This is a genomic window from Streptomyces sp. NBC_00258 (assembly GCF_036182465.1).
In the GTDB taxonomy this organism is placed as follows: domain Bacteria; phylum Actinomycetota; class Actinomycetes; order Streptomycetales; family Streptomycetaceae; genus Streptomyces.
Map to the genome: position 1 here is coordinate 3,732,161 of NZ_CP108081.1, position 22,911 is coordinate 3,755,071.

Below are 22,911 nucleotides of genomic sequence, written 5' to 3' on the forward strand. Positions count from 1 at the left end.
CCACTGTTCCGATGAGTTCGCGGCAGGAGGATGGTCTATCCACAAGAGGCGGCGACAACGCCGCCGAACCCTTCGCACGTGGAGGTACGCCATGTGTTCCCACCAGTCTTCGTGCCCGTCCGCCGACCGCGCCGAGCGCTCCCACCGCGACGAGGCGCACATCGTCTCCGCGCACCCCGAGCAGGGCTGGTACCTGCTGTGCGACGGCGCGATCGCCTTCGACGACACCGGCGTGCTGCTGCCCGACGGCCGTGTCGTCGCCCCGCACCGGGTACCGGCCGTGCAGCTGACCATCGCGGCCTGACACTCCCCGGATCTCCCGGGTCTCCTCAGATCTCCCCGGATCTCCCGGGATCCCGTCATCTCCGCGGATCCCGTCGGGGACAGGCGGGGCCGCAGGACAGCAAGGACCACCTATCGCGGCCCATTGACTGCCGTCATGAAGACGATACGCTCCAGGTGCGACCCCACCATGACAAGGGGGCGAACCACCATGGAGCCCAGGAACCCCCGGGACGTCGACACCTTCCCGCGCGATCATCCGCCGCCGCCGGACCAGTGGCCCGAGCTCCGCTTCGACCTCCCGGAACTGCGCTTTCCCGAGCGCCTCAGCTGCGCCGCCGAGCTCCTCGCCCACACCGCCCCGGACCGCCCGGTCTTCCGTACCGCCTCCGGTGAGCCCTGGACGTACGGCGACCTCCGCACCCGGGTCGACCGTATCGCACACGTCCTGACCGGCGAACCGGCCGCGCGCGGACGTCAACCCGGCACGTGCGGAAGGCGGTTCCGTACGAACGGAAAGTGATCCCATGCCCCTGGAAGGCGATCAAGCGTGATGGTGACGATCTAGAGTGATCAACGTGTCCGAGCAGCACACTCCCCGGTCCCTCATCGTCACCTTCTACGGCGCGTACGGCCGCTTCGCCCCTGGTCCCGTACCCGTGGCCGAACTGATCCGGCTTCTCGCCGCGGTCGGCGTGGACGCGCCCTCCGTGCGTTCGTCGGTGTCCCGGCTCAAACGCCGCGGGCTGCTCGTGCCTGCGCGCACGGCGTCGGGCGCGGCCGGGTACGTACTGTCGCCGGACGCGCGACAGCTCCTCGACGACGGCGACCGGCGGGTCTACGCGGCCTCGCCCCCCGAGGACGACAGCTGGGTGCTGGCCGTGTTCTCCGTGCCGGAGTCCGAGCGGCAGAAACGTCACGTACTGCGCTCCCGGCTGGCCGGCCTCGGTTTCGGGACGGCCGCCCCCGGGGTGTGGCTCGCGCCCGCCCGCCTCTACGAGGAGACCCGCCACACGCTGGAACGGCTGCGTCTCGACGCGTACGTGGAACTGTTCCGCGGCGAGCATCTGGGCTTCGCGGCGACGGCCGACGCGGTCGCCCGCTGGTGGGACCTGGCCGCGATCGCCAAGCAGCACGAGGCGTTTCTCGACCACCACGCGCGCGTGCTGCACGACTGGGAGGCGCGGGACGACACCCCCGAGGAGGAGGCGTACCGCGACTACCTGCTCGCCCTGGACACCTGGCGCCATCTCCCGTACGCCGATCCCGGGCTGCCTCCCGCGCTGCTGCCCGAGGACTGGCCGGGCGCCCGCTCGGCGGCGGTCTTCCGGGCGCTGCACGAGCGGCTGCGGGACGCGGGGGCGGCCTTCGCGGGCGTACCGGAGAACCACCCCAAACCCGAATCCATGTGACGCCGGCCACACTTCGGACCGCTAAGGGAACGCTCAGGCTGCTCAGTCCCTCTTCTCATAATCCTTACCTAGCGTCGTGACGCATGAGTCTGATGCGCAGTCTGAACCGGGCGCTCTCCGCCACCACCGGCCTCCAGGTGCGTAAGGCCGCTGCCGTCGCGCCGCCCGGTCCGAAGAAAGCGGCGGCGAAACCCGGGAAGAGGCCCACGCCGGTGTACCGATGTCCCGCGCCCGTGGACCTCGCGACGGACCGGCTGCTGCGGGAGCCGGTCTTCATCATGTCCCCCGTGCGCTCCGGCTCGACCCTGCTGCGGATGCTCCTGAACGCGCACTCGCGCTTCCACTCCCCGCACGAGCTGCACATCCGCCGCCTGGAGGTCGACTTCGGCAGCAAGCTGTCGCAGCGTGCGATGAGCGCCCTGGACCTGGAGCGCGGCGATCTGGAGCACCTGCTGTGGGACCGGGTCATGCACCGGGAACTGGTCAGGTCCGGCAAGGACTTCATCGTCGAGAAGACGCCGAGCAACGCGTTCGTGTACCGGCGCATCCGGGACTGCTGGCCCGACGCCCGCTTCGTCTTCCTGCTCCGCCACCCGGTGTCCGTCGCCCGGTCCTGGCACGAGGGCGACCCCGGCAAGCGGACCTTCGACGAGGCCGCCGCCGACGCGCTGCGCTACATGCGGGCCGTCGACAACGCCCGCAAGGGAATCACCGGCGGCCACACCCTGCGCTACGAGGACATCACCGCCGGCCCCGAGAAGGAGATGCGCCGGCTCTGCGCCTTCCTGGACGTGGACTTCGAGCCGTCGATGCTCGACTACGGCAGAAAGGACGACACACAGGTCGTGAAGGGCCTCGGCGACTGGCGGGACAAGATCCGCACCGGCCAGGTGCAGAGCGGCCGGGCACTTCCCGCGGAGGACGAGATACCGGAGATCCTGCGACCGATGTGCGAGGCCTGGGGCTACACCTCGTGAAGCCGCACGCCGAGATAACCGAGGTCTGGCCGCGCGACGGGCGCGTCAGACTCGTCGGACACATCCACGGGCACCCCGCCGAGGGCGAGTGGCGGCTGCTGCTCACCCGCCGGAGCCATGCGGAACAGCGCCTCGACTATCCCGCGCAGGTGAAGGGCGACCGTTTCGAGGGCGAGTTTCCCGTCGCCGACCTGGCGGCCGGCGACACGGCCGAGGCCGAGGAGTGGGACATCCATCTCACCGACGGCGAGGCGGAGTTGCGGGCAGGGCGGCGGCTCGACGACGTCCACGGCAAGAAAAAGATCATGGTCTTTCCCGAGCAACGGGTACACGGCATCGGCGTGCGTCCGTACTACACGGTGAAGGACAACCTTTCGCTGGAGTGCCGTACGGGAGCCACGACATGACGATCCATCAGATCGGAGGGCGGCCGAAGGTCCGCTATCTGCTCCTGCACGCGTACGGACGCGGCGGCACCATCCGCACGGTGATGAACCAGGCCAACTCCCTGGTGCGGGCCGGCTGGCAGGTCGAGCTGGTGAGCGCGCTGCGCCGCCGTGACGACCTCCAGTTCCCGCTCGACCCGCGGGTGACGGTCACGACGGTCGTCGACCTGCGCGAGGAGGCCCACACCCCGCCGTCGGGGGTGGCCGGCCGCTGGCAGGACTGGCGCCGCGGCCGGCTGACCGAGCAGCCCGCGCGGCACATCCCGTGCGGCGAGTTCGGCTACCGCTACTTCAACCGGTACGTGGAGCGGCGGCTGATCGCGTACCTCTCCTCGCTGCGCGACGGGGTGCTGGTGACCACGCGGCCCGCGCTCAACTTCCTCGCGGCGGAGCACGCGACGGGCGGCGTGGTGCGTGTCGCGCAGGAACACATGAACCACGGCACGCACAAGGACGACGTGCGGCAGCGCATCCGGGAGACCTACGCGCGCTTCGACGCGGTCGCCGTACTCACGGAACGGGACCGCGAGGAGTACGAGCGACTGCTGCCCGGCACTCGCGTCGTGCGCATCCCCAACGCCGTGCACTCCCTCGACCAGGTGCCCTCCGACCACCGCTCGAAGATCGCGGTGGCGGCGGGGCGGCTCTTCCCGCAGAAGGGCTTCGACCTGCTGATCCCGGCGTGGGCGAAGCTCGTCGAGACGTACCCCGACTGGCAGTTGAGGATCTACGGCAGTGGCGAGAAGAAGACCGAGCTGCGGGCGCTCATCGAGGAGCACCACCTCTACAACCACGTGTTCCTGATGGGCCACTCGGACCGGCTCGACGACGAACTCGCCAAGGCCTCCTTCTATGTGCTCAGTTCGCGCTTCGAGGGGCTGCCGATGGTGATGATCGAGGCGATGAGCCACTCGCTCCCGGTGGTGAGCTTCGACTGCCCGACCGGGCCCTCGGACGTTCTCACGCACGGAGTCGACGGTCTGCTGGTCGCGCCCGAGGACCCCGACGCGCTCGCCGACGCCATGGCCAAGCTGATGGGCGACCGGGCGCTGCGGGCGGACATGGGGGTCGCCGCAGTGCTGACGGCGGCCTCGTACGGCCCGGACGCCGTGCACCCCCGCTGGGAGGCCCTCTTCCGAGAACTCCACGAGGTTCGCGAACTCCACGACCTCCACGACCTTTCCGATCAACGGCGCGGCGTCACGGGCGCCTCGAAGGGACAGCGCGCATGACCACCACGGCCAGGGGCCGTCAGAAGCCTCCCACGGCTCAGGGAGCCACGATCTGGCTCACCGGGCTGCCGAGCGCGGGCAAGACGACCATCGCCCGTTTCCTCGCCGGCCGGCTGCGGTCCGAGGGACACCGCGTGGAGGTCCTCGACGGCGACGAGATCCGCCGCTTCCTCTCCGCCGGTCTCGGCTTCTCCCGCGAGGACCGCAACACCAACGTGCAGCGCATCGGCCTGGTCGCCGAAGTCCTCGCGCGCAACGGGGTGCTGGCGGTCGTACCGGTCATCGCGCCGTACGCCGACAGCCGCGAGGCGGTGCGCAAACGGCACGAGGCCAGCGGGACGCCGTACATCGAGGTGCACGTGGCCACTCCGGTCGAGGTGTGCAGCGAGCGGGACGTGAAGGGCCTGTACGCGCGGCAGGCGGCGGGGCAGCTGACCGGTCTCACGGGAGTCGACGACCCGTACGAGCCGCCGCTGGACCCTGTCCTCTCCCTGGAGACGCAGTCACAGACGCCCGAGGAGTCGGCGGACTCGGTGCACGCGGTGCTGGCGGCCAGGGGGCTCGCGTGACACCGGGCCCGACGAACGCCGATACGACCACCGACGCGACCGCCGACACGACCGCCGACCGTACGCACGCGCTTCCGCAGCGCACGCTCCCCCGGCACGCGCTCTCGCATCTGGACGCCCTGGAGTCCGAGGCGGTGCACATCTTCCGCGAGGTGGCGGGTGAGTTCGAGCGGCCGGTGATCCTCTTCTCCGGCGGCAAGGACTCCATCGTCATGCTGCATCTCGCGCTGAAGGCGTTCGCGCCCGCTCCGGTGCCGTTCTCGCTGCTGCACGTGGACACAGGACACAACTTTCCGGAAGTCCTTGAGTACCGGGACCGTGTGGTGGCCGCACATGGGCTGCGGCTCCATGTGGCCTCCGTGCAGGACTACATCGACCGGGGTGTGCTGAGGGAACGTCCCGACGGGACGCGGAATCCGCTGCAGACGGTGCCGCTGACGGAGAAGATCCAGGCCGAGCGGTTCGACGCGGTGTTCGGCGGCGGACGCCGGGACGAGGAGAAGGCCCGCGCCAAGGAGCGGGTGTTCTCACTCCGGGACGAGTTCTCCCAGTGGGACCCGCGCCGCCAGCGCCCCGAGCTGTGGAACCTCTACAACGGACGCCACGCCCCCGGCGAGCACGTCCGCGTCTTCCCGCTGTCCAACTGGACCGAGCTGGACGTCTGGCAGTACATCGCCCGCGAAGGCATCGAACTGCCGGAGATCTACTTCGCCCACCATCGCGAGGTGTTCCAGCGGGCCGGCATGTGGCTGACCGCGGGCGAGTGGGGCGGCCCGAAGGACGGCGAGACCGTCGAGAAGCGGCAGGTCCGCTACCGGACCGTGGGCGACATGTCCTGCACCGGCGCCGTCGACTCGGACGCGGTGACCCTCGGCCAGGTCATCGCCGAGATCGCGGCCTCCCGGCTCACGGAGCGGGGCGCGACCCGTGCCGACGACAAGATGTCCGAGGCCGCGATGGAAGACCGCAAGCGCGAGGGGTACTTCTAGAGATGACCGGCACCACCGAACCCACGACCGGCGCCATCGCTGCCATGTCCCGCACCACCGTGGACACACTGCGGTTCGCGACCGCGGGGTCCGTCGACGACGGCAAGTCCACCCTGGTCGGCCGGCTGCTGCACGACTCCAAGTCGGTCCTCACCGACCAGTTGGAGGCCGTGGAGCGCGTCTCCCAGAGCCGTGGCCAGGACGTGCCGGACCTGGCGCTGCTCACCGACGGCCTGCGGGCCGAACGCGAGCAGGGCATCACCATCGACGTGGCGTACCGCTACTTCGCCACGGCCCGGCGCCGGTTCATCCTCGCCGACACCCCCGGACACGTGCAGTACACCCGCAACATGGTCACCGGCGCCTCCACGGCCGAACTGGCGATCATCCTGGTCGACGCCCGCAACGGTGTCGTCGAGCAGACCCGCCGCCACGCGGCGATCGCCGCACTGCTGCGCGTCCCGCACATCGTGCTGGCGGTCAACAAGATGGACCTCGTCGGATACGAGGAGAAGGAGTTCGACCGGATCGTCGAGGACTTCGCGGGCCACGCCGCCGAGCTGGACCTGCCCGGTTTCACACCGGTCCCCGTGTCGGCGCTGGCGGGCGACAACGTGGTGGACCGCTCGACGCGCATGGACTGGTACGAGGGTCCGGCGCTGCTCCGGCATCTGGAGTCCGTCCCGGTCGGCGGCGACCGCTCGGGCGAACCCGCGCGCTTCCCCGTCCAGTACGTGATCCGGCACGCCGGGACCCGTTACTACGCGGGCCAGTTGGTCTCCGGCTCGCTGCGCGTCGGGGACCGGGTGACGGTCCACCCCTCCGGCGAGACCTCCGCGATCACCGGCATCGACGTACTCGGCGAGGACGCGCGGGAGGCGTACGCCCCGCAGTCGCTGACCCTGCGCCTGGCCGACCAGCGCGATGTCTCGCGCGGGGACATGATCACGACCGGGGCGGACGTGCCCGCGCTCACACGGGACGTCCGGGCCGCCGTCTGTCATCTGGCCGACCGTCCGCTGCGGGTCGGCGACCGGGTCCTGGTCAGGCACACGACCCGTACGGTCAAGGCGATGGTGAAGGATCTGGCCGGGGCCGCCGAGTTGGCCGCCAACGACCTGGGCCGGATCACGCTGCGCACCGCCGAGCCGCTCGCGCTCGACGACTACGCGGACTCGCGCCGCACCGGGGCGTTCATCCTGGTCGACCCGGCGGACGGGGCGACGCTGACGGCGGGGATGGTCGACCTGGGGGAGGCCGACCCGCACGCGTGAGCCGAGGTAGGCGGAGGAGTCCAGGGAGACGGGGTAGGCGGGGCATCCGTCCGTACAGCTGATCTGCGGACGTCCGCCAGTCGTCCGAACAGGGCCGTGGGAGGCCAGGCACCGACGTGCCTGGCCTCCCACGGCCCTGTTTTGCCTTGGTGACCGCCGTCATGGTTGCGCGACAACGCGGTCACGGAGTCACGACTCGTCGATAGCCCGGTAACGACGGGCGCAGAACACGGGAGCCGGACCGTTCACCTGGGTAAGCAGCCCGGTACCAGGCCGAACGTCCCGAAAAAAGCCCGACGAGCGCCTCTGCCCGGTTGCGTCGTACCATTCCTAAAGTTGAAAGCAGGACATCCTGCTCCATGAACGGACCCGCCTTGCACGATCCCCACGCCCCGGCCTCCTGGCGCATCGCTCTGCCGCACACCGCTGCGGCCGTGCCCGTCGCCCGTGCCCTGGTCCGTACAGCGCTCGCCGAGCTCGAACACGCCGCCGACAGCGACACCGCCGAACTGCTCACCGCTGAACTGGTGGCGAACGCCGTGGAGCACACCAAGGGCGACCGGCCCATAGAGCTGGTCGTGGAGCTGCTGCCGACCGGCTGCCAGGTCGAGGTGCACGACCCCGATCCGGCCCCGCCGGGCGATCTCACGATTCCCGACCCGTCGGGCGAGCCCGACCCCTGGCAGGAGCACGGCCGCGGGCTGCTCCTGATCCGCGCCCTCAGCTCGTCGTGCGGGCACCGCCCCACGGACTCCGGGAAGGCGGTCTGGTTCAGGCTGCCGGTGGTGCCGCACCAGCGGAACCCGCTGTAGCGACGGCGTCACCCGCCGCACCCCTCTCAGCGCTCACAGCACTCACAGCACTCAGGCGAGGGTCGCCACCAGCATCGCCTTGATCGTGTGCAGCCGGTTCTCCGCCTCGTCGAAGACGACCGAGTGGGCCGACTCGAAGACCTCGTCGGTGACCTCCAGCGAGTCCAGCCCGTGCCGCTCGTGGATGTCGCGGCCGACCTTGGTGCCCAGGTCGTGGAAGGCCGGCAGGCAGTGCAGGAACTTGACGTCCGCGTTGCCGGTGGCCCGCAGGACGTCCATCGTCACGGCGTACGGGCCGAGGGCGACGATTCGCTCGTCCCAGACCTCCTTGGGCTCCCCCATGGACACCCAGACGTCGGTGGCGACGAAGTCGGCGCCCGCGACCCCCTCCGCGACGTCCTCGGTGAGCGTGATCCGCGCCCCGCTGCGCACGGCGAGCTCGCGCGCCCGGTCGACGACCTCCTCGGCGGGCCAGTAGGCCTTCGGCGCGACGATCCGTACGTCCATGCCGAGCAGCGCGCCGGTGACCAGGTAGGAGTTGCCCATGTTGAAGCGCGCGTCGCCGAGGTAGGCGAAGGTGATCCGGTTCAGCGGCTTGGCGGTGTGCTCGGTCATCGTGAGGACGTCGGCGAGCATCTGGGTCGGGTGCCAGGCATCGGTCAGACCGTTGTAGACGGGCACGCCCGCGTGGGCGGCCAGCTCCTCGACACCGTCCTGGCTGTCCCCGCGGTACTGGATCGCGTGGAACATCCGGCCCAGCACCCGTGCGGTGTCCTTCACGGACTCCTTGTGCCCTATCTGCGAGCCCGACGGATCGAGGTAGGTGGTGGAAGCCCCCTGGTCCGCGGCCGCGACCTCGAACGCGCAGCGCGTGCGCGTCGAGGTCTTCTCGAAGATCAGCGCGATGTTCCGGCCCCGCAGGTGCTGGATCTCCGTCCCGGCCTTCTTCGCCGCCTTCAGCTCGGCGGCGAGCCCGATCAGGCCACGGAACTCCTCTTCCGTGAAGTCCAGCTCCTTCAGGAAGTGGCGGCCTGCGAGGGCGTACGGGACTGTCGCCATGGGGGCGCTCCAGGGTTACGTAAACAGGGACTCTTGGAATTCTATACGATGCTCCACATTTCTATACGGACTCATTTTCGAGACGTAGGCCTCACTTTCGAAGCCCCGCACAGGCGCTGACCGCTACCCGACCGGATCCCGTACCACCGGACAGCTCATACACCGAGGACCGCCCCTCCCCCGTCCCAGCTCGCTCCCCGGGATCTCGATCACCTCGATGCCCTGCTTGCGCAGATGCGTGTTCGTGGTCTGGTTCCGCTCGTAGGCGACGACGACGCCCGGCTCGACCGCGAGTACGTTGCAGCCGTCGTCCCACTGCTCGCGCTCGGCAGCGTGGACGTCCTGCGTGGCGGTCAGCACGCGGATCCGGTCGAGCCCCAGCGCGGCGGCGATCGCGCGGTGCATGTGCTCCGGCGGATGGTCGGTGACCTTCAGTTCCTTGTCGCCGACGCCCGGTTCGATGGTGTACGAGCGGAGCATGCCGAGCCCCGCGTACTGGGTGAAGGTGTCGCCGTCGACCATCGTCATCACCGTGTCGAGGTGCATGAGGGCGCGCTTCTTCGGCATGTCGAGCGCCACGATCGTCTGCGCCGAGCCGGTGGCGAACAGCTTGTGCGCGAGCATCTCCACGGCCTGGGGCGTCGTCCGCTCGCTCATCCCGATCAGCACGGCGCCGTTGCCGATCACGAGCACGTCCCCGCCCTCGATGGTGGACGGGTAGTCGGCCTGGCCCTCGGACCACACGTGGAACGTCTCGTCCTGGAACAGCGGATGGTGCCGGTAGATCGCCTCGAAGTGCACGGTCTCGCGCTGTCTCGCGGGCCAGCGCATGGCGTTGATGGAGACGCCGTCGTAGATCCAGGCGGAGGTGTCGCGGGTGAAGAGGTGGTTGGGGAGGGGGCCGAGGAGGAAGTCGTCGAGGTCCATGACATGGAAGCGCACGGAGGTCGGCTCGGGGTGTGCCTCCAGGAACTCCCGCTTGGTCATCCCGCCGACCAGTGCCTCCGCCAGCTCGCCCGCGGGCAGGGCCTCGAAGGAGGCTCTCAGGTGGTCGGTGGCCAGTGGCCCGTACTCCTTCTCGTCGAAGACCCTGTCCAGGACGAGCGATCTGGCCGCCGGGATCGCCAGGGCCTCGGTCAGCAGGTCGCCGAAGAGGTGGACGGTGACTCCGCGGTCGCGGAGCACGTCGGCGAAACCGTCGTGCTCCGCGCGGGCCCTGCGCACCCACAGCACGTCGTCGAAGAGCAGGGCGTCCTTGTTGCTGGGGGTGAGCCTTTTGAGCTCTAGATCCGGCCGGTGCAGGATGACGCGGCGCAGCCGCCCGGCTTCGGAGTCGACGTGGAATCCCATGCCTCCATCCTGACCATTCGGGCGCGTGTTCACCCACCGAAGGCCAGGAGTTTCTCGCCCCCGCCGCCCCTACCCGTCCCCGTCCCTTTTCGGGGGCGCTGCCCCCGAACCCCCGCTCCTCAAACGCCGGAGGGGCTGAATTTCAGCGGGGGTCTGGGAGAAAAAGGGCTACAGCCGCGGATCCACCGGCTCCGACTCCAACGCCAACACCCCGAACACCGCCTCATGCACCCGCCACAACGGCTCCCCCTCCGCGAGCCGGTCCAGGGCCTCCAGGCCCAGGGCGTACTCGCGCAGGGCCAGCGACCGCTTGTGGTTGAGGAAGCGGCCTCGGAGACGGTCGAGGTTCTCGGGACGGGTGTACTCGGGCCCGTAGATGATCCGGAGGTATTCGCGACCGCGGCACTTGATACCGGGCTGGACCAGCCGCCCGTCCCCGCCGCGCACCACAGCCCGGTCCGGCTTGACGACCATGCCCTCGCCACCCCGGCCGGTCATCTCCAGCCACCAGTCGACACCGGCCCGCACCGACTCGGGATCACCCGTGTCGACGAAGAGGCGCCGGGTGGTCTGGAGGAGGCCGGACGGGTCGTCCGCCACCAGCCGGTCGATCAGCGCGAGCTGCTCCTCGTGCGGCAGATCGGCGAGGCTCCGGCCCCGTACGGCGAGGATCTGGAAGGGAGCGAGGCGGACACCGTCGAGACCGGACGTGGTCCAGCAGTAGCGGCGGTACGCGTCGGTGAAGGAGGCGGCGTCGACGGCCCGTTCCCGCTGCTTGGCCAGCAGGTCCTGTACGTCGACACCACGCGCCGCGGCACCTTCGAGGGCGGCCACCGCTCCCGGGAAGACGGCTCCGGCAGCCGCGCCCACCGCGGCGTACTGCGAGCGCAGCAGCCCGGAAGCCTTGAGCGACCAGGGCAGCAGCTCGGCGTCGAGCAGCACCCAGTCCGTCTCCAGCTCCTCCCACAGCCCGGCCTCGGTGACGGCGGCCCGTACCCGGCCGAGGACCTCCTCGGTGACGGCGGAGTCGTCGAAGAAGGGACGCCCGGTACGGGTGTAGAGCGCGCCCGACACCCCGGTCGCGCCGAACCGCTCGCGTGCGGTCTCCTCGTCACGGCACACCAGCGCGACCGCCCGCGACCCCATGTGCTTCTCCTCGCACACGACCCGCGCGACCCCGTCGGCCTTGTACTGCGCGAAGGCCTCGACCGGGTGCTCCAGATAGCCGTCCACCTTGGAGGTGGCGGTGGGCGCCATCGTCGGCGGCAGATACGGCATCAGCCGCGGATCCACGGCGAAGCGGCTCATGACCTCCAGGGCCGCGGCCGCGTTCTCCTCGCGTACGGAGACACGTCCGGCGTGCCGGGTCTCGACGACCCGGCGGCCGTGCACGTCCGCGAGGTCCAGCGGCCGCCCCTCGTGTCCGCCGGGCGCCTCGGAGGCCAGCGGCTTGACCGGCTCGTACCAGACCCGCTCGGCCGGTACGTCGACGAGTTCGCGCTCCGGCCAGCGCAGCGCGGTGAGCTTGCCGCCGAACACGGCACCGGTGTCCAGGCAGATGGTGTTGTTCAGCCAGGTGGCCTCCGGGACGGGGGTGTGCCCGTAGACCACGGCCGCCCGGCCCCGGTAGTCCTCGGCCCACGGGTAGCGCACCGGCAGCCCGAACTCGTCGGTCTCGCCGGTGGTTTCGCCGTACAGCGCGTGCGAGCGGACCCGGCCCGACGTACGCCCGTGGTACTTCTCGGGCAGTCCGGCGTGGCAGACGACGAGCCGGCCGCCGTCGAGGACGTAGTGGCTGATCAGCCCGTCCACGAACTCCCGTACCCGCTGCTTGAACTCGTCGCTCTCGCCCTCCATCTGCTCGATGGTCTCGGCGAGGCCGTGGGTGTGCTGGACCTTGCGGCCCTTGAGGTGACGGCCGTACTTGTTCTCGTGATTGCCCGGTACGCACAGGGCCGCGCCCGAGCCGACCATGGACATCACCCGGCGCAGGACGCCCGGGGTGTCCGGGCCGCGGTCGACGAGGTCGCCGACGAACACGGCCGTACGGCCCTCGGGGTGCACGCCGTCCGCGTAGCCCAACTTGCCGAGCAGCGACTCCAGTTCGGAGGCGCAGCCGTGGATGTCGCCGATGATGTCGAACGGTCCGGTGAGGTGGGTCAGGTCGTTGTACCGCTTCTCGGTGCGGACCTCGGCGCTCTCGATCTCCGCCACGCCCCGAAGGACGTGCACCTTCCTGAACCCCTCACGCTCCAAGTGCCTTAGGGAGCGGCGGAGTTCGCGGGTGTGGCGCTGGATGACGCGGCGCGGCATGTCGGCGCGGTCGATGCGGGAGGCGTTGCGCTCGGCGCACACCTCCTCGGGCACGTCGAGCACGACGGCGATGGGCAGCACGTCGTGCTTCCTGGCGAGGTCGATGAGCTGCTTACGGCTCTCCTGCTGCACGTTGGTCGCGTCGACGACCGTGCGCCGGCCCGCCGCGAGCCGCTTGCCCGCGATGTAGTGGAGGACGTCGAAGGCGTCGCCGCTGGCGCTCTGGTCGTTCTCGTCGTCGGCGACGAGGCCGCGGCAGAAGTCCGACGAGATCACCTCGGTCGGCTTGAAGTGCCTGCGGGCGAAGGTGGACTTGCCCGACCCGGACGCGCCGATCAGCACGACGAGGGACAGGTCGGTGACGGGCAGGGTGCGCACCTTGGTCTCGTTACTGGTCATGCGGCCTTCTCCTCCTTCGTGTTCTGAGTGGTCTTCGCGTCGCCGGTGGTCCTCGCGTCCCGCGTGGTCACGGTGAAAACAGCCATCTGGGTCGGTGGCCCCACCTCGGGGTCGTCGGACCCGACCGCCACGAACTCCACGTCGTATCCGTGCCGTTCGGCCACAGTCCCCGCCCAGCCGCGGAACTCCTCGCGCGTCCACTCGAAGCGGTGGTCGCCGTGCCGCACGTGGCCGGCGGGGAGGGTCTCCCAGCGGACGTTGTACTCGACGTTCGGCGTCGTCACGATCACGGTCCTGGGGCGCGCCGAACCGAACACCGCGTACTCCAGGGCGGGCAGCCGCGGCAGGTCGAGGTGCTCGATGACCTCGCTCAGCACGGCGGCGTCGTACCCCTTGAGCCGCTTGTCGGTGTAGGCGAGCGAACCCTGGACGAGCTTGACGCGCTCGGACTGCCGCTCGCCCATCCGCTCCAGCTTGAGCCGCCGCGAGGCGATGGTGAGCGCCCGCATCGAGACGTCGACCCCGACGATCTCGGTGAACCGCGTGTCCTTGAGCAGCTCCTGCACCAACTGGCCCTGCCCGCAGCCCAGATCGAGGACCCGCGCGGCGTCGGTGGCCTTCAGCGCGGCGACGATCGCATCGCGCCGCCGCACCGCGAGCGGTACCGGCTTCTCCTCCGTGTCCGTCTGCTCGTCGACGGCGTTGTCGATCTCCTCGACCGCGCTGTCGTCGGTCTCGGCGAGCCGTACGAGTTCGAGGCGCTCCATGGCCTGCCGGGTCAGCGACCAACGGCGTGACAGATAGCGGCTGGTGATCAGCTTCTGTTCCGGGTGGTCGGGCAGCCAGCCCTCCCCGGCCCGCAGCAGCTTGTCGACCTCGTCGGACGACACCCAGTAGTGCTTGGCGTCGTCGAGCACCGGCAGCAGGACGTACAGATGCCGCAGCGCGTCGGCGAGCCGCTGCTCACCTTCCAGTACGAGGCTCACGTACCGCGAGTCGCCCCACTCGGGGAACTCGGTGTCCAGCGCCACGGGTTCGGCACCCACCGTCCAGCCGAGCGGCTCGAACAGCGCCCGTACGAGGTCGGCGCCGCCGCGGGCCGGCAGTGCGGGCACCTCGACGCGCAGGGGCAGCGGGCGCGCGGGCAGGTCGGGCTTCGCCTGGCAGGTGCCCTTCATCGCGCTGGAGAACACACTGCTCAGTGCCACGGCGAGCAGGGACGAGGCGGCGTACGGCCGGTCGTTGACGTACTGCGCGAGGGCGGCGTCCGGGGCTCCGCCGCGGCCCTTTCCCTTGCCGCGCCGGACCAGCGCCACCGCGTCGACCTCCAGCAACAGCGCCGCCGTGCAGCGCTCCACGCTCGCCTCGGGGTAGACGACATGCGCCTTGCCGTAGGAGGTGGAGAACGCCTGCGCCTTGTCGGGATGCTTGTGCAGCAGGAAGCCGAGGTCGGTCGCGGGGCGCTCTGGAGTGCCGGTGGTACTGATCGTCAGGAACACGGTGGTCTGCCTCGAAACGTCTTTCAGAACCGCTTCTGAACTGCGGAAATCGGGGATGCCGCCGTCCGGCACCGTGCACAACGTACAGCGAACCTCTCCGGAGGAGTCAGGCATTTTCCATCCTCCGCGTACTGCGGGCGAGCCGCTTCCGGGCTGCACACGGACGGCTTCCGGGCCGTACGAGGAAGGCTTCCGGACCGTACGCGGACAGCGTGCGGGCCGATCGGACCGGACGCTTGGCCGGTCGGACCGGGAGCTTGGCCGGTCGGCCGACGCTGTGGGGTGCGGTGTCCGTCTAGCGTCGGTCATGTCCGGCCACAGCTGCCCGAGGGGAACGTCCGATGCACCAGCGACCGACGACCGGAGCACCCACCGACGCCACCACCAGGGCCGCGTTGGCCGGTGCGTCCACGGAGTTCGAGCTCGATGTCATGGAACTGCTCGTGGAGGCACTGCGCGACGCGGTCAAGTTCGAGTCGCCGGCCGTGGGCACCGAGAACCTGCTGTCCGCGCTCGTGATGGGTGAGACGGACGCCGGTTCGGCGATCGCCCCCGGGATGCGAAAGGCCGGCTCGCTCAGCGGCCTGGTCTCCGGGCGGGCCGGGAGCGGTGGGGCGGCCTGGGCGAACGACGACGGATACGGCAGCACTCCGGTGGACGCCACCGACGAGGACGAGGCCGAGGTCACCGCCGCCTGGCGCGAGGCACAGTGGCGCCTCGGGCTCAAGACCGGCGCATCGCGTGGCTCGCGCAAGGCGAAGGAACCGGCCGCCGAGAGCGACCGGCCGCTGCCCGGGATGACCGACGCGACACGGATGTGCCTGCTGCTCGCGCTCAGGTCGGCCCGCGCCGAAGGGACGGTCGCGGTGCGCTGCCGGCACGTGGCGCGGGCCCTGCTGCACCTGCCTGCGAGCCGCGCCCGGGAAGCACTGGTCGTGGAGAGGCTGGACCTGGCCGCCGCGGCCACGGCGCTCGACGCACTGGACGCGAGGGCCTCGGCGGAGACCGAGGGACCGGAATCCCGTGGCGTCCTGCTCCTCCGCCGGGCCGGCACGCTGGGCAGGAGCGGCAACCGCCTGTCCCGAGCGATCACGTCGTGGACCGCCGGGTCGTCCATCTACGGCTCACCGGTGATGTTCGCGGTGAGCGTCGAGGCCGCACGGCAGGTGGCACGGTACGGGCGCGGCAGGACGGAGCCCGTGGACCTCCTGCTGGGAATCCTGGCCCTGGACCGGGCATTGGCCGTCGCCGGACGGTCGCTGCCCGAGGATCTGGCATCCGTGAGCACGGCCGCCGAACTCCTGCGCAGGCACGGCGTACGGCACGAGTCCCTGGCCCGTTCGGCGACCATCGACGCGCCGGTCGGCGGCCTCGACCAGACGCAGCTCTCCGACTCCGCCCAGCAGGCCAGGTCGACCGCGCAGCTCATCGCCGCCGAGCAGGGTTCACCCACGGTCGGTACGGTCCACCTGCTGGCCGCGCTGCTCGAAGCACCCGCGGTCGACGCGGAGGCGGGGGACGAGGGCCGGACGGTCGGACGGCTGCTGGCCGCCGAGCGCGTGGACACCGCCGCGTTGCGGGCGGAGCTGGGTCCGCGGTCGGGCGCGTGACACCGGGGGACCGCCGGGCAGCGCCCCTGTCCGCCGCGGATACCGTTCCTTCCGGCGGATCCGTGGCACCGGGGACAGAGGCGAACATGAGTCAAGTGACGGAAGAGGAACGGCAGTCGCCCGGACCGCCGACGCGCCGGCCGACCGGTGCGGTACGGCGGCTGCGCCGCGAGGCGGCCGAGAGCCGGGCCGCGATACGCGCCACTCCACGTCGCACGGTCGTCGCCGAGGGACTGGTGTGTGCCCTGGCGGCGGCCTTCGGACTGATCCCGTTGCTGCTGATACCGCCGGACCGGCCGGTCCTCGCGGTACTGGAGGCCTTGTGGGCGGCGCTGCTCGTCGCCGCGCGGCGCGGCCGGCCGGTCGCCGCGGTCCTGGGCGCCTTTCCGCTGCTGGCGGGTGCCAACGTTTGGGTGCTGGCGGTGATACCGCTGATCGTGCTGTCCGCCACCCGTCGTATCGCGCCGCCGCGGCGCGCGTGGCGGGTCGTCGGGGTGGCCTGCGCCGCGCTCGGCGGACTGACCGTCGCCGGGGGCCTGTTCCGGTGGGAGACCCTGCCGCTGAAGCTGGCGGATAACGCCGTCTCCGCCGTACTCCTCCTGCTGCTCCCCGCGCTGGCCGGCACCATGCTGGGCCGGCGACGGCCCCTGGTCGACCTGCTGCGGGAGCGCAACGCCTATCTGGAACAGACCCGTACGCTGACCGCCGCGGCGGCGCGGATGGAGGAACGGACCCGGATCGCGCGGGAGATGCACGACCTCCTCGGCCACCGGCTGAGCCTGATCTCGGTGCACGCCGGGGCGCTGGAACTCGCCGCCGCACGCCAGGCCCCTCCCCTGGCCGGACAGGTCGAGCTGCTGCGCACGACCGCGGGGACGGCCATGGAGGAGCTGCGCGAGATCCTCGGCGTCCTGCGGCACGCGGACCTGTCGGACGAGACCGGCGGCGACCGGGGAACGTACGAGGACATCACCGCTCTGGTGGCCCAGTCCCGGCAGACGGGTGGCGGCCCGGTCGAGCTGGTCTGGTCGGTTCCCGACACGGTCGAGGTGGGCGCCCGTGTCCGGCAGGCGATCCACCGGGTGGTCCGCGAAGGGCTGACGAACGTACTGAAACACGCGTCCGGCGCGCCCACCCTGGTGGAGGTCAAAGGCACCGACGCGGGCATCGAGGTGTACGTCACCAACGGGGCGCCGCGCATGCCGGGCGACTCCCAGGGGGGAACGAGCAGCGGGCTGGCCGGACTTCAGGAGCGGATCTCGTTGCTCGGCGGCACCTTCGGGGCGGGTGCCCTGCCGGACGGCGGCTTCCGCGTGACGGCATGGCTGCCGTCCCACACGACGAACGGGCCTGTGTCCGCGCCCGCGGAGGCCGGCGCCGCCCCCCTTCCGCATGCGCCCGGCCCTCCTTCCGGTGACACCTGGCAGCCGGGGTCCAACTCCCCGCTGTCGGCCCAGACCCTGACCTGGCCGCGTGCCCTCGGCGCCGGCTGCACGGCGGTGCTCGTGGTCCTGCCCACGGCGGGCTTCCTGATCGTCCTGCTGGTGATGGCGGCCCTAGGATGAGCTGATGATCCGAGTCCTGGTCGCCGACGACGAAGCACTGATGCGTGTCGGAATCCGGCTGATCCTGGAGAACGCCGACGACATCGAGGTCGTGGCCGAAGCGGGTGACGGCCTGGAGGCCGCGGCGGCCTGCCGCGCCCAGGACATCGACGTCGCCCTGCTCGACATCCAGATGCCGACCAGGGACGGTATCGCGGCCGCCGAGGACATCACCCGGCTCTCGCCCCGTACCTGTGTGGTGATGCTGACGGCGTTCGGCGAGGAAGCGAGCGTGACGCGGGCCCTGCGGGCCGGGGCGAGCGGATTCCTCCTCAAGGACACGGGCCCCGCCGAACTGATCCGCGCCGTGCAGCTCGCCGCGAAGGGCGAACCGGTCCTGGCACCCCGCATCACACGCCAACTGCTCGAACGGCACGTGCGCTCCGGCCGTGACACCGAGGCCGCTTCGCGCAGGACCGAGGAACTGACCCCGGCCGAACGGGATGTCCTGCGGCTGCTCGGCACGGGCCTGTCCAACGCGGAGATCGCCGACCAGCTGTACATGAGCGCCGGCACGGTCAAGGCCCACATCAGCCGGATCCTGACCCGCACCGGCTGCGCCAACCGCGTCCAGGCGGCCGTCCTGGCCCATGACGCGGGGTTGCTCACCGACCGCTGACGCGGGGGCGAGGGCAGGAGCAGAGGCAGGGAGTACGGCTGACGCTCGCGGCTTCGGTCCGGTCTTCCGTCCGGGACCCGGTCCCCCAATCCCGGTCCCGGTCCCGGCCAAGGAGCTTCCGTCGGCCAGGGACCGGGACGAATCCCGGAACAGTCACCACCGGTCGGTGGATCGCCGGGGCGCGGCGACCGCCCTGCTACTGCAACTGGGACTGCACCTGGGAGGAGATCAGGTCCAGGTGGTCCAGATCGTCGAGGTCGAGGATCTGGAGATAGACCCGCTGGGAGCCGATCTCCGCGTACCGGCCGATCCTTTCGACGACCTCGTCCGGGGTGCCGGCCAGCCCGTTCGCCTTCAGCTCCTCGACCTCGCGGCCGATCGCGGCGGCGCGGCGGGCGACCTCCGCGTCGTCCTTGCCGACGCAGGCGACGAGGGCGTTGGAGTAGACGAGGTCGGTGCCCTTGCGGCCGATCGCCTCCGCCGCCGCCCGCACCCGGCCGAACTGGCGCTCACTGTCCTCGATCGACGCGAACGGCATGTTGAACTCGTCGGCGTAACGGCCCGCGAGGCGCGGGGTACGGGTGGCGCCGTGGCCGCCGATGAGCACCGGCACCTTGGGCTGTGCCGGCTTGGGCAGCGCGGGCGAGTCGGTGAGCTGGTAGTAGGTGCCGTCGAAGCTGAAGGTCTCGCCGACCTTCGTCTCCCACAGCCCGGTGACGATCGCCAGCTGCTCCTCGAGACGGGCGAACTTCTCCTTCGGGAAGGGGATGCCGTACGCCTTGTGCTCCTCCTCGAACCAGCCCGCGCCCAGGCCCAGTTCGACGCGGCCGCCGGACATCTGGTCGACCTGGGCGACCTGGATCGCCAGGACGCCGGGCAGGCGGAACGTACCGGCGGTCATCAGCGTGCCGAGGCGGATGCGCTTGGTCTCGCGGGCCAGTCCGGCGAGGGTGATCCAGGCGTCCGTGGGGCCCGGGAGGCCGTCCGCGGAACCCATGCGGAGGTAGTGGTCGGAGCGGAAGAAGGCGTCGAAGCCGAGGTCTTCGGTGGCCTTGGCAACAGCGAGAAGGGTGTCGTAGGTGGCGCCCTGCTGGGGCTCGGTGAAGATTCGAAGATCCATGCCTCCATCCTGCACGGTCGAACGTCGGTCAACCCCATCGGTCCCGCCGGTCCTCCGCGTCCCCGGTCGGGTGAAAATCCGTCAACCGTGTGCCTGCGGGGAGACCGGGCCAGTGACCCGTCTGTGCGGTGATCGTTGGCTCGGGCGGAGCCGGACCGCCCGGCACCCGTCGCCGGCGGTCGGCCGGTGCGTTGCTGGTTCTCCCCGTGGGGGAGGGCGAAGGCCGAGGAGGCCGTCATGTCCCAGGAAGCCGTTCCCTCGTCGCAGCCGAAGGGTTTGCTGCAGCAGATGGAGGAGCTGATGGCGGCGCTCAACGCGGATCTGTCGCAACTCGACGCGGATTTCCAGCAGTCGGCCGAGCGCCCGGCCCCGGCCGAGGGGCCTGACCGCACCTGATCTTTCGCCCCCGCCGCCCCTGCCCATTCCCGTCACTTGCTCAGGGGCTCCGCCCCCGAACCCCCGCTCCTCAAACGCCGGAGGGGCTGAATTTCAGGGCGTCAGCCCCCAGAGTGAAGGGAATGGGCAGGGGCGGCGGGGGCGAAGAAACCCCCTACCCCGCCGTCGCCCCCTGGTCCCGTGCCGCGAGTCTTCGGAGCATCTCCAGTACCCGGTCCCGGGACTCGTCCGCCGCGTCGATCGCTTCCATGCACTGCCAGTACGTCCCCTCGTCGTTGGCCGCGCAGGCTATCCCGACGAGGGCGATGCCGACCTCGCCGAGCAGCCCGCCGAGGTCGAGAAGAGCGAGGCGCGCATCGCCGAGCTCGGTGAGCTGGGCGGCCCGCAGCCTTCCCACGTCGAGCACCGGCGCGTCCAGCACCCCGCACCCCCGCCCCGCCAACTCGGTCAACCCCAGCGCCTCGCCCCGTAATTCGGGCGGCCCCGACACCGCCAGCCGACTGCCTATCGCCTGGGCGAGGGCCTGCGCCTGCCAGGCCTCCGCCATGATCCCGGGAGCGTCCGCGCTCCCCATCAGGGCACATCTGCTCGCGCCGATGAGCCGCACCGCGTCCATGCGCTGACCCCGTCTGTCCCGACGCGCTCTTCACACGCCTGCCCGAACTCCGCCTGTCCACTACCCAGAGTGAAGTGCTTCGGGACGAAAAGCCAGAGGAAGCCTGAAATCTGTGGACACGGAATTGATTGTGGACAGATCAACGACTCCGGAGAGTGACAAACGGGGTCTTCAAGTCCCTTTCCGGGGGCGCCTCATGGGCAACAAGCGGACGGTCACGACCCCTCCCCCACCGGAAACCTCCGTTCATTCCGGTCGATCTTCGCATCGAGCGCCTCAAGGACATCGATGCCGAGCACCTCGCACACCTGCAGCAAGTACGCGAGCACGTCGGCGACTTCGTCCGTCACACGAGGAGCCCGCTCCGGGTCCTCCATCACCCGGGCCGACTCCTCGGGCGTCAACCACTGGAAGATCTCGACGAGTTCGGACGCCTCCACGCTGAGCGCGGCCACGAGGTTCTTGGGCGTGTGGTACTGCTGCCAGTTCCGCGCCGCCGCGAACTCGGTCAGCCTGCGCTGCAACATCGCCACATCAAGTTCGGTCACGGTTCAAGGTCTACCACCGTCACCCCGCCCACCCCCGCCGCCCAGGACGCGTCGCTCACGGCTCCCACCAGCCGGATGTGCCCGCGCTCACACATCCGCGCCGCCAGCCGTACGAGCCCCTCCCGCTGCCGTACGTCCAGATCGCGGTCGAAGCCGTCGGCGAGGACGGTGAGCGTCTGCAGTGCCGCGGGCACCTCTCCCGCCGTGTCGACCTCCAGCACGCCCGGCCCGGTGAGCAGCACCAGGGACAGCGCTAGGTACCTCAACTCCCCGTCCCCCAGCCGCCCGAGCGGTGTGCGCAGCCCGTCGCCCCGGTCCAGCAGCGCCCGGACCGTCCCGTCGATCCCGTCGATCCTGCCGGGCTGCCGCTCGGCCAACAGGTCACGGACCGGTCCCGCACATCCCGCGCGCACCGCGTCGACCAGCAGCCCGTGCCGGCGCCCGCACTCCGACCTCGTACGCCACAGCACTTCGGCGAGGTTGCCGCAGCCGCGCAGCAGCCGTCCCGCGCCGAGCGGCACCGCCGTGCGCATCGAACGGGGCAGTGGATCGCAGGCGAAGACCGACCGCAGGGCCACCACCATCTGCTCGGCGGCGGCGAGGACCTGGCGCTGGCCGTCCGTCTTTCCGGCGACGCGGAGCGGCAGGAGCGGCGTGCCGAGACGGTCGTCGGGCAGTGGCGCCCGGGTCACCGGGGAGGAGCCCGCGGTGTGCCAGGCCGCCTGCACGGAACGTCGGCTCGGGTCGCGCAGGGCGGTCTCCAGCAGGGTCAGCCCGCCGGCCGTCAACCGCTCGCCCACGATGCGCAGTTCGGGCTCGGCCTGCACTGCGACGTCGAGCCGTACGGGACCCTCGGGGCCGTCCGCCGTGCAGCCGATGCGGAAGCCGCGCCGCCGCTGGGCGTCGGGGCGGGCCCGCTCGGGCACGCACGCGACCGGGTCCGGGAACACCTCGTCCAGTTCGGCGCCGCCGCCGAGCCGGGCGAGTGCCTCGTACGCCCGCAGGGCACTGGATTTGCCGCTGCCGCTGGGGCCGGCGAAGAGGCTGAGCGGTCCGAGCGGGAAACCGGCGCGGCGGTGCGCGGCGAACGCGGTGAGCCGCAGTTCGACGACGCTCGGCCGGTCCGGACGTGCCTCGGCCTTCGCGCGGGACCCGAGAGGTGACACGGTCATATCCGGACGGTAGGGCTCCGCGACCAGGCGGAACCGTTTCGTCCGCGAAACGTTCCTACGAACGGGGGACCGGATCGAGGGTTGACACCCTCGACCGTCAGGAATCGCCTCCGCGGAATCGCACCCCCGGAACCACTCCCCGCACGTCACACTCTGTGCGCCGGACCCCGGGGGTCACCCCCTGCACGTCACACCCCGGGAATCCCCGCCCCCTCCATCAGCCCCCGCACCTCGGTTCCGGGCGGTGTGAGCAGGAAGACGTTCCGGTCGACCCGGTGCATCCCGCTCGCGAGGCCGAAGACGACACCCGTACTGAAGTCGAGTACGCGCTTGGCTACGTCCGTCTCGGCGCTGGTGAGGTCGAGGAGGACCGGGATACCGGCCATCAGGGTCTCGGCCACCTCACGGGCGTCCGCGAAGATGCTGACCCGGAGCACCACGAAACGGCGTCGCGCCTCTGTCTCCGCCTCCGGTATCGCCCGGTGGCCGACTGCCGAGGGCCAGGCGTCGCGACCACGCAGCGGTACGACCTGGGCGAGTCCTTCCCACTGTTCATCGGTGACGTCGTGGCTGTTCACCGGTTCCCCCCGACCTGACTCGCACTGATTGCCTG

The 22,911-nt window shown here is 70.8% G+C and carries 22 protein-coding genes and 1 pseudogene; 14 read left to right on the plus strand and 9 right to left on the minus strand.

Annotated features, from left to right (window positions below; all coding sequences use genetic code 11):
* Nucleotides 1-91 precede the first annotated feature (91 nt).
* The 10 genes and pseudogenes from OG718_RS16605 (at nucleotide 92) to OG718_RS16650 (ending at nucleotide 7,993) form a co-directional block, all read left to right on the plus strand.
* The gene (locus OG718_RS16605; RefSeq protein ID WP_143638352.1) at nucleotides 92-304 is read left to right on the plus strand and encodes a DUF5999 family protein; all 213 of its coding nucleotides are present in this window, start codon (nucleotides 92-94) and stop codon (nucleotides 302-304) included.
* 189 nt (nucleotides 305-493) lie between these two features.
* A pseudogene (locus OG718_RS16610) lies at nucleotides 494-742 on the plus strand (2-aminobenzoate-CoA ligase); the annotation flags it as partial.
* Between the two features lie 109 nt (nucleotides 743-851).
* Nucleotides 852-1,694 (plus strand): PaaX family transcriptional regulator, encoded by an 843-nt coding sequence (locus OG718_RS16615; RefSeq protein ID WP_328844491.1) that lies wholly within the window; start codon nucleotides 852-854, stop codon nucleotides 1,692-1,694.
* An 83-nt stretch (nucleotides 1,695-1,777) separates the two neighbouring features.
* Nucleotides 1,778-2,671 carry a sulfotransferase family protein gene (locus OG718_RS16620; protein ID WP_328844492.1) on the plus strand — a complete coding sequence of 298 codons (894 nt, stop codon included), beginning with the start codon at nucleotides 1,778-1,780 and terminating at the stop codon, nucleotides 2,669-2,671.
* Nucleotides 2,668-3,078 carry a hypothetical protein gene (locus tag OG718_RS16625; RefSeq protein WP_143638346.1) on the plus strand — a complete coding sequence of 137 codons (411 nt, stop codon included), beginning with the start codon at nucleotides 2,668-2,670 and terminating at the stop codon, nucleotides 3,076-3,078. Before OG718_RS16620 ends, OG718_RS16625 begins: the two co-directional genes overlap by 4 nt.
* Nucleotides 3,075-4,349, plus strand: a complete 1,275-nt coding sequence (locus tag OG718_RS16630) for a glycosyltransferase family 4 protein (protein WP_328844493.1) — start codon at nucleotides 3,075-3,077, stop codon at nucleotides 4,347-4,349. The genes OG718_RS16625 and OG718_RS16630 overlap by 4 nt, the downstream gene beginning before the upstream one ends.
* Nucleotides 4,346-4,918, plus strand: coding sequence for an adenylyl-sulfate kinase (gene cysC, locus OG718_RS16635; protein WP_143638342.1), 573 nt, complete (start codon nucleotides 4,346-4,348; stop codon nucleotides 4,916-4,918). Before OG718_RS16630 ends, cysC begins: the two co-directional genes overlap by 4 nt.
* 110 nt (nucleotides 4,919-5,028) lie before the next feature.
* Complete coding sequence (gene cysD / locus OG718_RS16640; RefSeq protein WP_328847780.1) at nucleotides 5,029-5,907, plus strand: sulfate adenylyltransferase subunit CysD; 879 nt, start codon at nucleotides 5,029-5,031, stop codon at nucleotides 5,905-5,907.
* Between the two features lie 44 nt (nucleotides 5,908-5,951).
* Nucleotides 5,952-7,181, plus strand: coding sequence for a sulfate adenylyltransferase subunit 1 (locus OG718_RS16645; RefSeq protein ID WP_143638673.1), 1,230 nt, complete (start codon nucleotides 5,952-5,954; stop codon nucleotides 7,179-7,181).
* A 359-nt stretch (nucleotides 7,182-7,540) separates the two neighbouring features.
* Nucleotides 7,541-7,993, plus strand: coding sequence for an ATP-binding protein (locus OG718_RS16650; protein ID WP_143638338.1), 453 nt, complete (start codon nucleotides 7,541-7,543; stop codon nucleotides 7,991-7,993).
* A gap of 51 nt (nucleotides 7,994-8,044) precedes the next feature.
* Here OG718_RS16650 and argF read toward each other — a convergent pair whose 3' ends face one another.
* The 4 genes from argF to OG718_RS16670 form a co-directional block, all read right to left on the minus strand.
* Nucleotides 8,045-9,052: an ornithine carbamoyltransferase gene (gene argF / locus OG718_RS16655; protein WP_143638336.1), complete on the minus strand. Its 1,008-nt coding sequence runs from the start codon at nucleotides 9,050-9,052 to the stop codon at nucleotides 8,045-8,047.
* A 123-nt stretch (nucleotides 9,053-9,175) separates the two neighbouring features.
* Nucleotides 9,176-10,402, minus strand: coding sequence for an arginine deiminase (locus tag OG718_RS16660; RefSeq protein WP_186001210.1), 1,227 nt, complete (start codon nucleotides 10,400-10,402; stop codon nucleotides 9,176-9,178).
* A gap of 168 nt (nucleotides 10,403-10,570) precedes the next feature.
* The gene (locus tag OG718_RS16665; RefSeq protein ID WP_328844494.1) at nucleotides 10,571-13,114 is read right to left on the minus strand and encodes a polynucleotide kinase-phosphatase; all 2,544 of its coding nucleotides are present in this window, start codon (nucleotides 13,112-13,114) and stop codon (nucleotides 10,571-10,573) included.
* Entirely contained in the window at nucleotides 13,111-14,613 is a 1,503-nt protein-coding gene (locus OG718_RS16670; protein ID WP_143638672.1) for a 3' terminal RNA ribose 2'-O-methyltransferase Hen1, read from the minus strand. The genes OG718_RS16665 and OG718_RS16670 overlap by 4 nt, the downstream gene beginning before the upstream one ends.
* 341 nt (nucleotides 14,614-14,954) lie before the next feature.
* Between OG718_RS16670 and OG718_RS16675 the strand changes: the two genes are divergently transcribed.
* The 3 genes from OG718_RS16675 to OG718_RS16685 all read left to right on the plus strand — a co-directional run bounded on the left by OG718_RS16675 (nucleotide 14,955) and on the right by OG718_RS16685 (nucleotide 18,446).
* Nucleotides 14,955-16,223, plus strand: coding sequence for a hypothetical protein (locus tag OG718_RS16675; protein WP_328844495.1), 1,269 nt, complete (start codon nucleotides 14,955-14,957; stop codon nucleotides 16,221-16,223).
* Between the two features lie 86 nt (nucleotides 16,224-16,309).
* Complete coding sequence (locus OG718_RS16680; RefSeq protein ID WP_328844496.1) at nucleotides 16,310-17,788, plus strand: sensor histidine kinase; 1,479 nt, start codon at nucleotides 16,310-16,312, stop codon at nucleotides 17,786-17,788.
* A 4-nt stretch (nucleotides 17,789-17,792) separates the two neighbouring features.
* On the plus strand, nucleotides 17,793-18,446 hold the full coding sequence (locus OG718_RS16685; protein WP_143638328.1) for a response regulator: 654 nt from the start codon (nucleotides 17,793-17,795) through the stop codon (nucleotides 18,444-18,446).
* Between the two features lie 196 nt (nucleotides 18,447-18,642).
* Here OG718_RS16685 and OG718_RS16690 read toward each other — a convergent pair whose 3' ends face one another.
* Nucleotides 18,643-19,566 carry an LLM class F420-dependent oxidoreductase gene (locus OG718_RS16690; RefSeq protein ID WP_143638326.1) on the minus strand — a complete coding sequence of 308 codons (924 nt, stop codon included), beginning with the start codon at nucleotides 19,564-19,566 and terminating at the stop codon, nucleotides 18,643-18,645.
* Between the two features lie 237 nt (nucleotides 19,567-19,803).
* Between OG718_RS16690 and OG718_RS16695 the strand changes: the two genes are divergently transcribed.
* Nucleotides 19,804-19,962, plus strand: coding sequence for a hypothetical protein (locus OG718_RS16695; RefSeq protein ID WP_328844497.1), 159 nt, complete (start codon nucleotides 19,804-19,806; stop codon nucleotides 19,960-19,962).
* A 154-nt stretch (nucleotides 19,963-20,116) separates the two neighbouring features.
* Here OG718_RS16695 and OG718_RS16700 read toward each other — a convergent pair whose 3' ends face one another.
* The 4 genes from OG718_RS16700 to OG718_RS16715 all read right to left on the minus strand — a co-directional run bounded on the left by OG718_RS16700 (nucleotide 20,117) and on the right by OG718_RS16715 (nucleotide 22,876).
* Nucleotides 20,117-20,578 (minus strand): DUF6099 family protein, encoded by a 462-nt coding sequence (locus OG718_RS16700; RefSeq protein ID WP_143638324.1) that lies wholly within the window; start codon nucleotides 20,576-20,578, stop codon nucleotides 20,117-20,119.
* Nucleotides 20,579-20,793: 215 nt separating this feature from the next.
* Entirely contained in the window at nucleotides 20,794-21,126 is a 333-nt protein-coding gene (locus tag OG718_RS16705; protein WP_143638322.1) for a nucleotide pyrophosphohydrolase, read from the minus strand.
* On the minus strand, nucleotides 21,123-22,298 hold the full coding sequence (locus OG718_RS16710) for an ATP-binding protein (protein WP_143638320.1): 1,176 nt from the start codon (nucleotides 22,296-22,298) through the stop codon (nucleotides 21,123-21,125). Before OG718_RS16710 ends, OG718_RS16705 begins: the two co-directional genes overlap by 4 nt.
* Nucleotides 22,299-22,486: 188 nt before the next feature.
* Nucleotides 22,487-22,876 carry a cell division protein SepF gene (locus OG718_RS16715; RefSeq protein WP_055618766.1) on the minus strand — a complete coding sequence of 130 codons (390 nt, stop codon included), beginning with the start codon at nucleotides 22,874-22,876 and terminating at the stop codon, nucleotides 22,487-22,489.
* Between the last annotated feature and the right edge of the window lie 35 nt (nucleotides 22,877-22,911).

Excerpts from the sequence above, each read along its gene's own strand:
- OG718_RS16695 (WP_328844497.1), top strand. The coding sequence starts at position 19,804 with ATGTCCCAGGAAGCCGTTCCCTCGTCGCAGCCGAAGGGTTTGCTGCAG.
- OG718_RS16645 (WP_143638673.1), top strand. The coding sequence starts at position 5,952 with ATGTCCCGCACCACCGTGGACACACTGCGGTTCGCGACCGCGGGGTCC.
- OG718_RS16650 (WP_143638338.1), top strand. The coding sequence starts at position 7,541 with ATGAACGGACCCGCCTTGCACGATCCCCACGCCCCGGCCTCCTGGCGC.
- OG718_RS16685 (WP_143638328.1), top strand. The coding sequence starts at position 17,793 with ATGATCCGAGTCCTGGTCGCCGACGACGAAGCACTGATGCGTGTCGGA.
- OG718_RS16665 (WP_328844494.1), bottom strand. The coding sequence starts at position 13,114 with ATGACCAGTAACGAGACCAAGGTGCGCACCCTGCCCGTCACCGACCTG.
- argF (WP_143638336.1), bottom strand. The coding sequence starts at position 9,052 with ATGGCGACAGTCCCGTACGCCCTCGCAGGCCGCCACTTCCTGAAGGAG.
- OG718_RS16710 (WP_143638320.1), bottom strand. The coding sequence starts at position 22,298 with ATGACCGTGTCACCTCTCGGGTCCCGCGCGAAGGCCGAGGCACGTCCG.
- cysC (WP_143638342.1), top strand. The coding sequence starts at position 4,346 with ATGACCACCACGGCCAGGGGCCGTCAGAAGCCTCCCACGGCTCAGGGA.
- OG718_RS16675 (WP_328844495.1), top strand. The coding sequence starts at position 14,955 with ATGCACCAGCGACCGACGACCGGAGCACCCACCGACGCCACCACCAGG.
- OG718_RS16620 (WP_328844492.1), top strand. The coding sequence starts at position 1,778 with ATGAGTCTGATGCGCAGTCTGAACCGGGCGCTCTCCGCCACCACCGGC.
- OG718_RS16700 (WP_143638324.1), bottom strand. The coding sequence starts at position 20,578 with ATGGACGCGGTGCGGCTCATCGGCGCGAGCAGATGTGCCCTGATGGGG.
- OG718_RS16660 (WP_186001210.1), bottom strand. The coding sequence starts at position 10,402 with ATGGGATTCCACGTCGACTCCGAAGCCGGGCGGCTGCGCCGCGTCATC.
- OG718_RS16630 (WP_328844493.1), top strand. The coding sequence starts at position 3,075 with ATGACGATCCATCAGATCGGAGGGCGGCCGAAGGTCCGCTATCTGCTC.
- OG718_RS16605 (WP_143638352.1), top strand. The coding sequence starts at position 92 with ATGTGTTCCCACCAGTCTTCGTGCCCGTCCGCCGACCGCGCCGAGCGC.
- OG718_RS16690 (WP_143638326.1), bottom strand. The coding sequence starts at position 19,566 with ATGGATCTTCGAATCTTCACCGAGCCCCAGCAGGGCGCCACCTACGAC.
- OG718_RS16680 (WP_328844496.1), top strand. The coding sequence starts at position 16,310 with ATGAGTCAAGTGACGGAAGAGGAACGGCAGTCGCCCGGACCGCCGACG.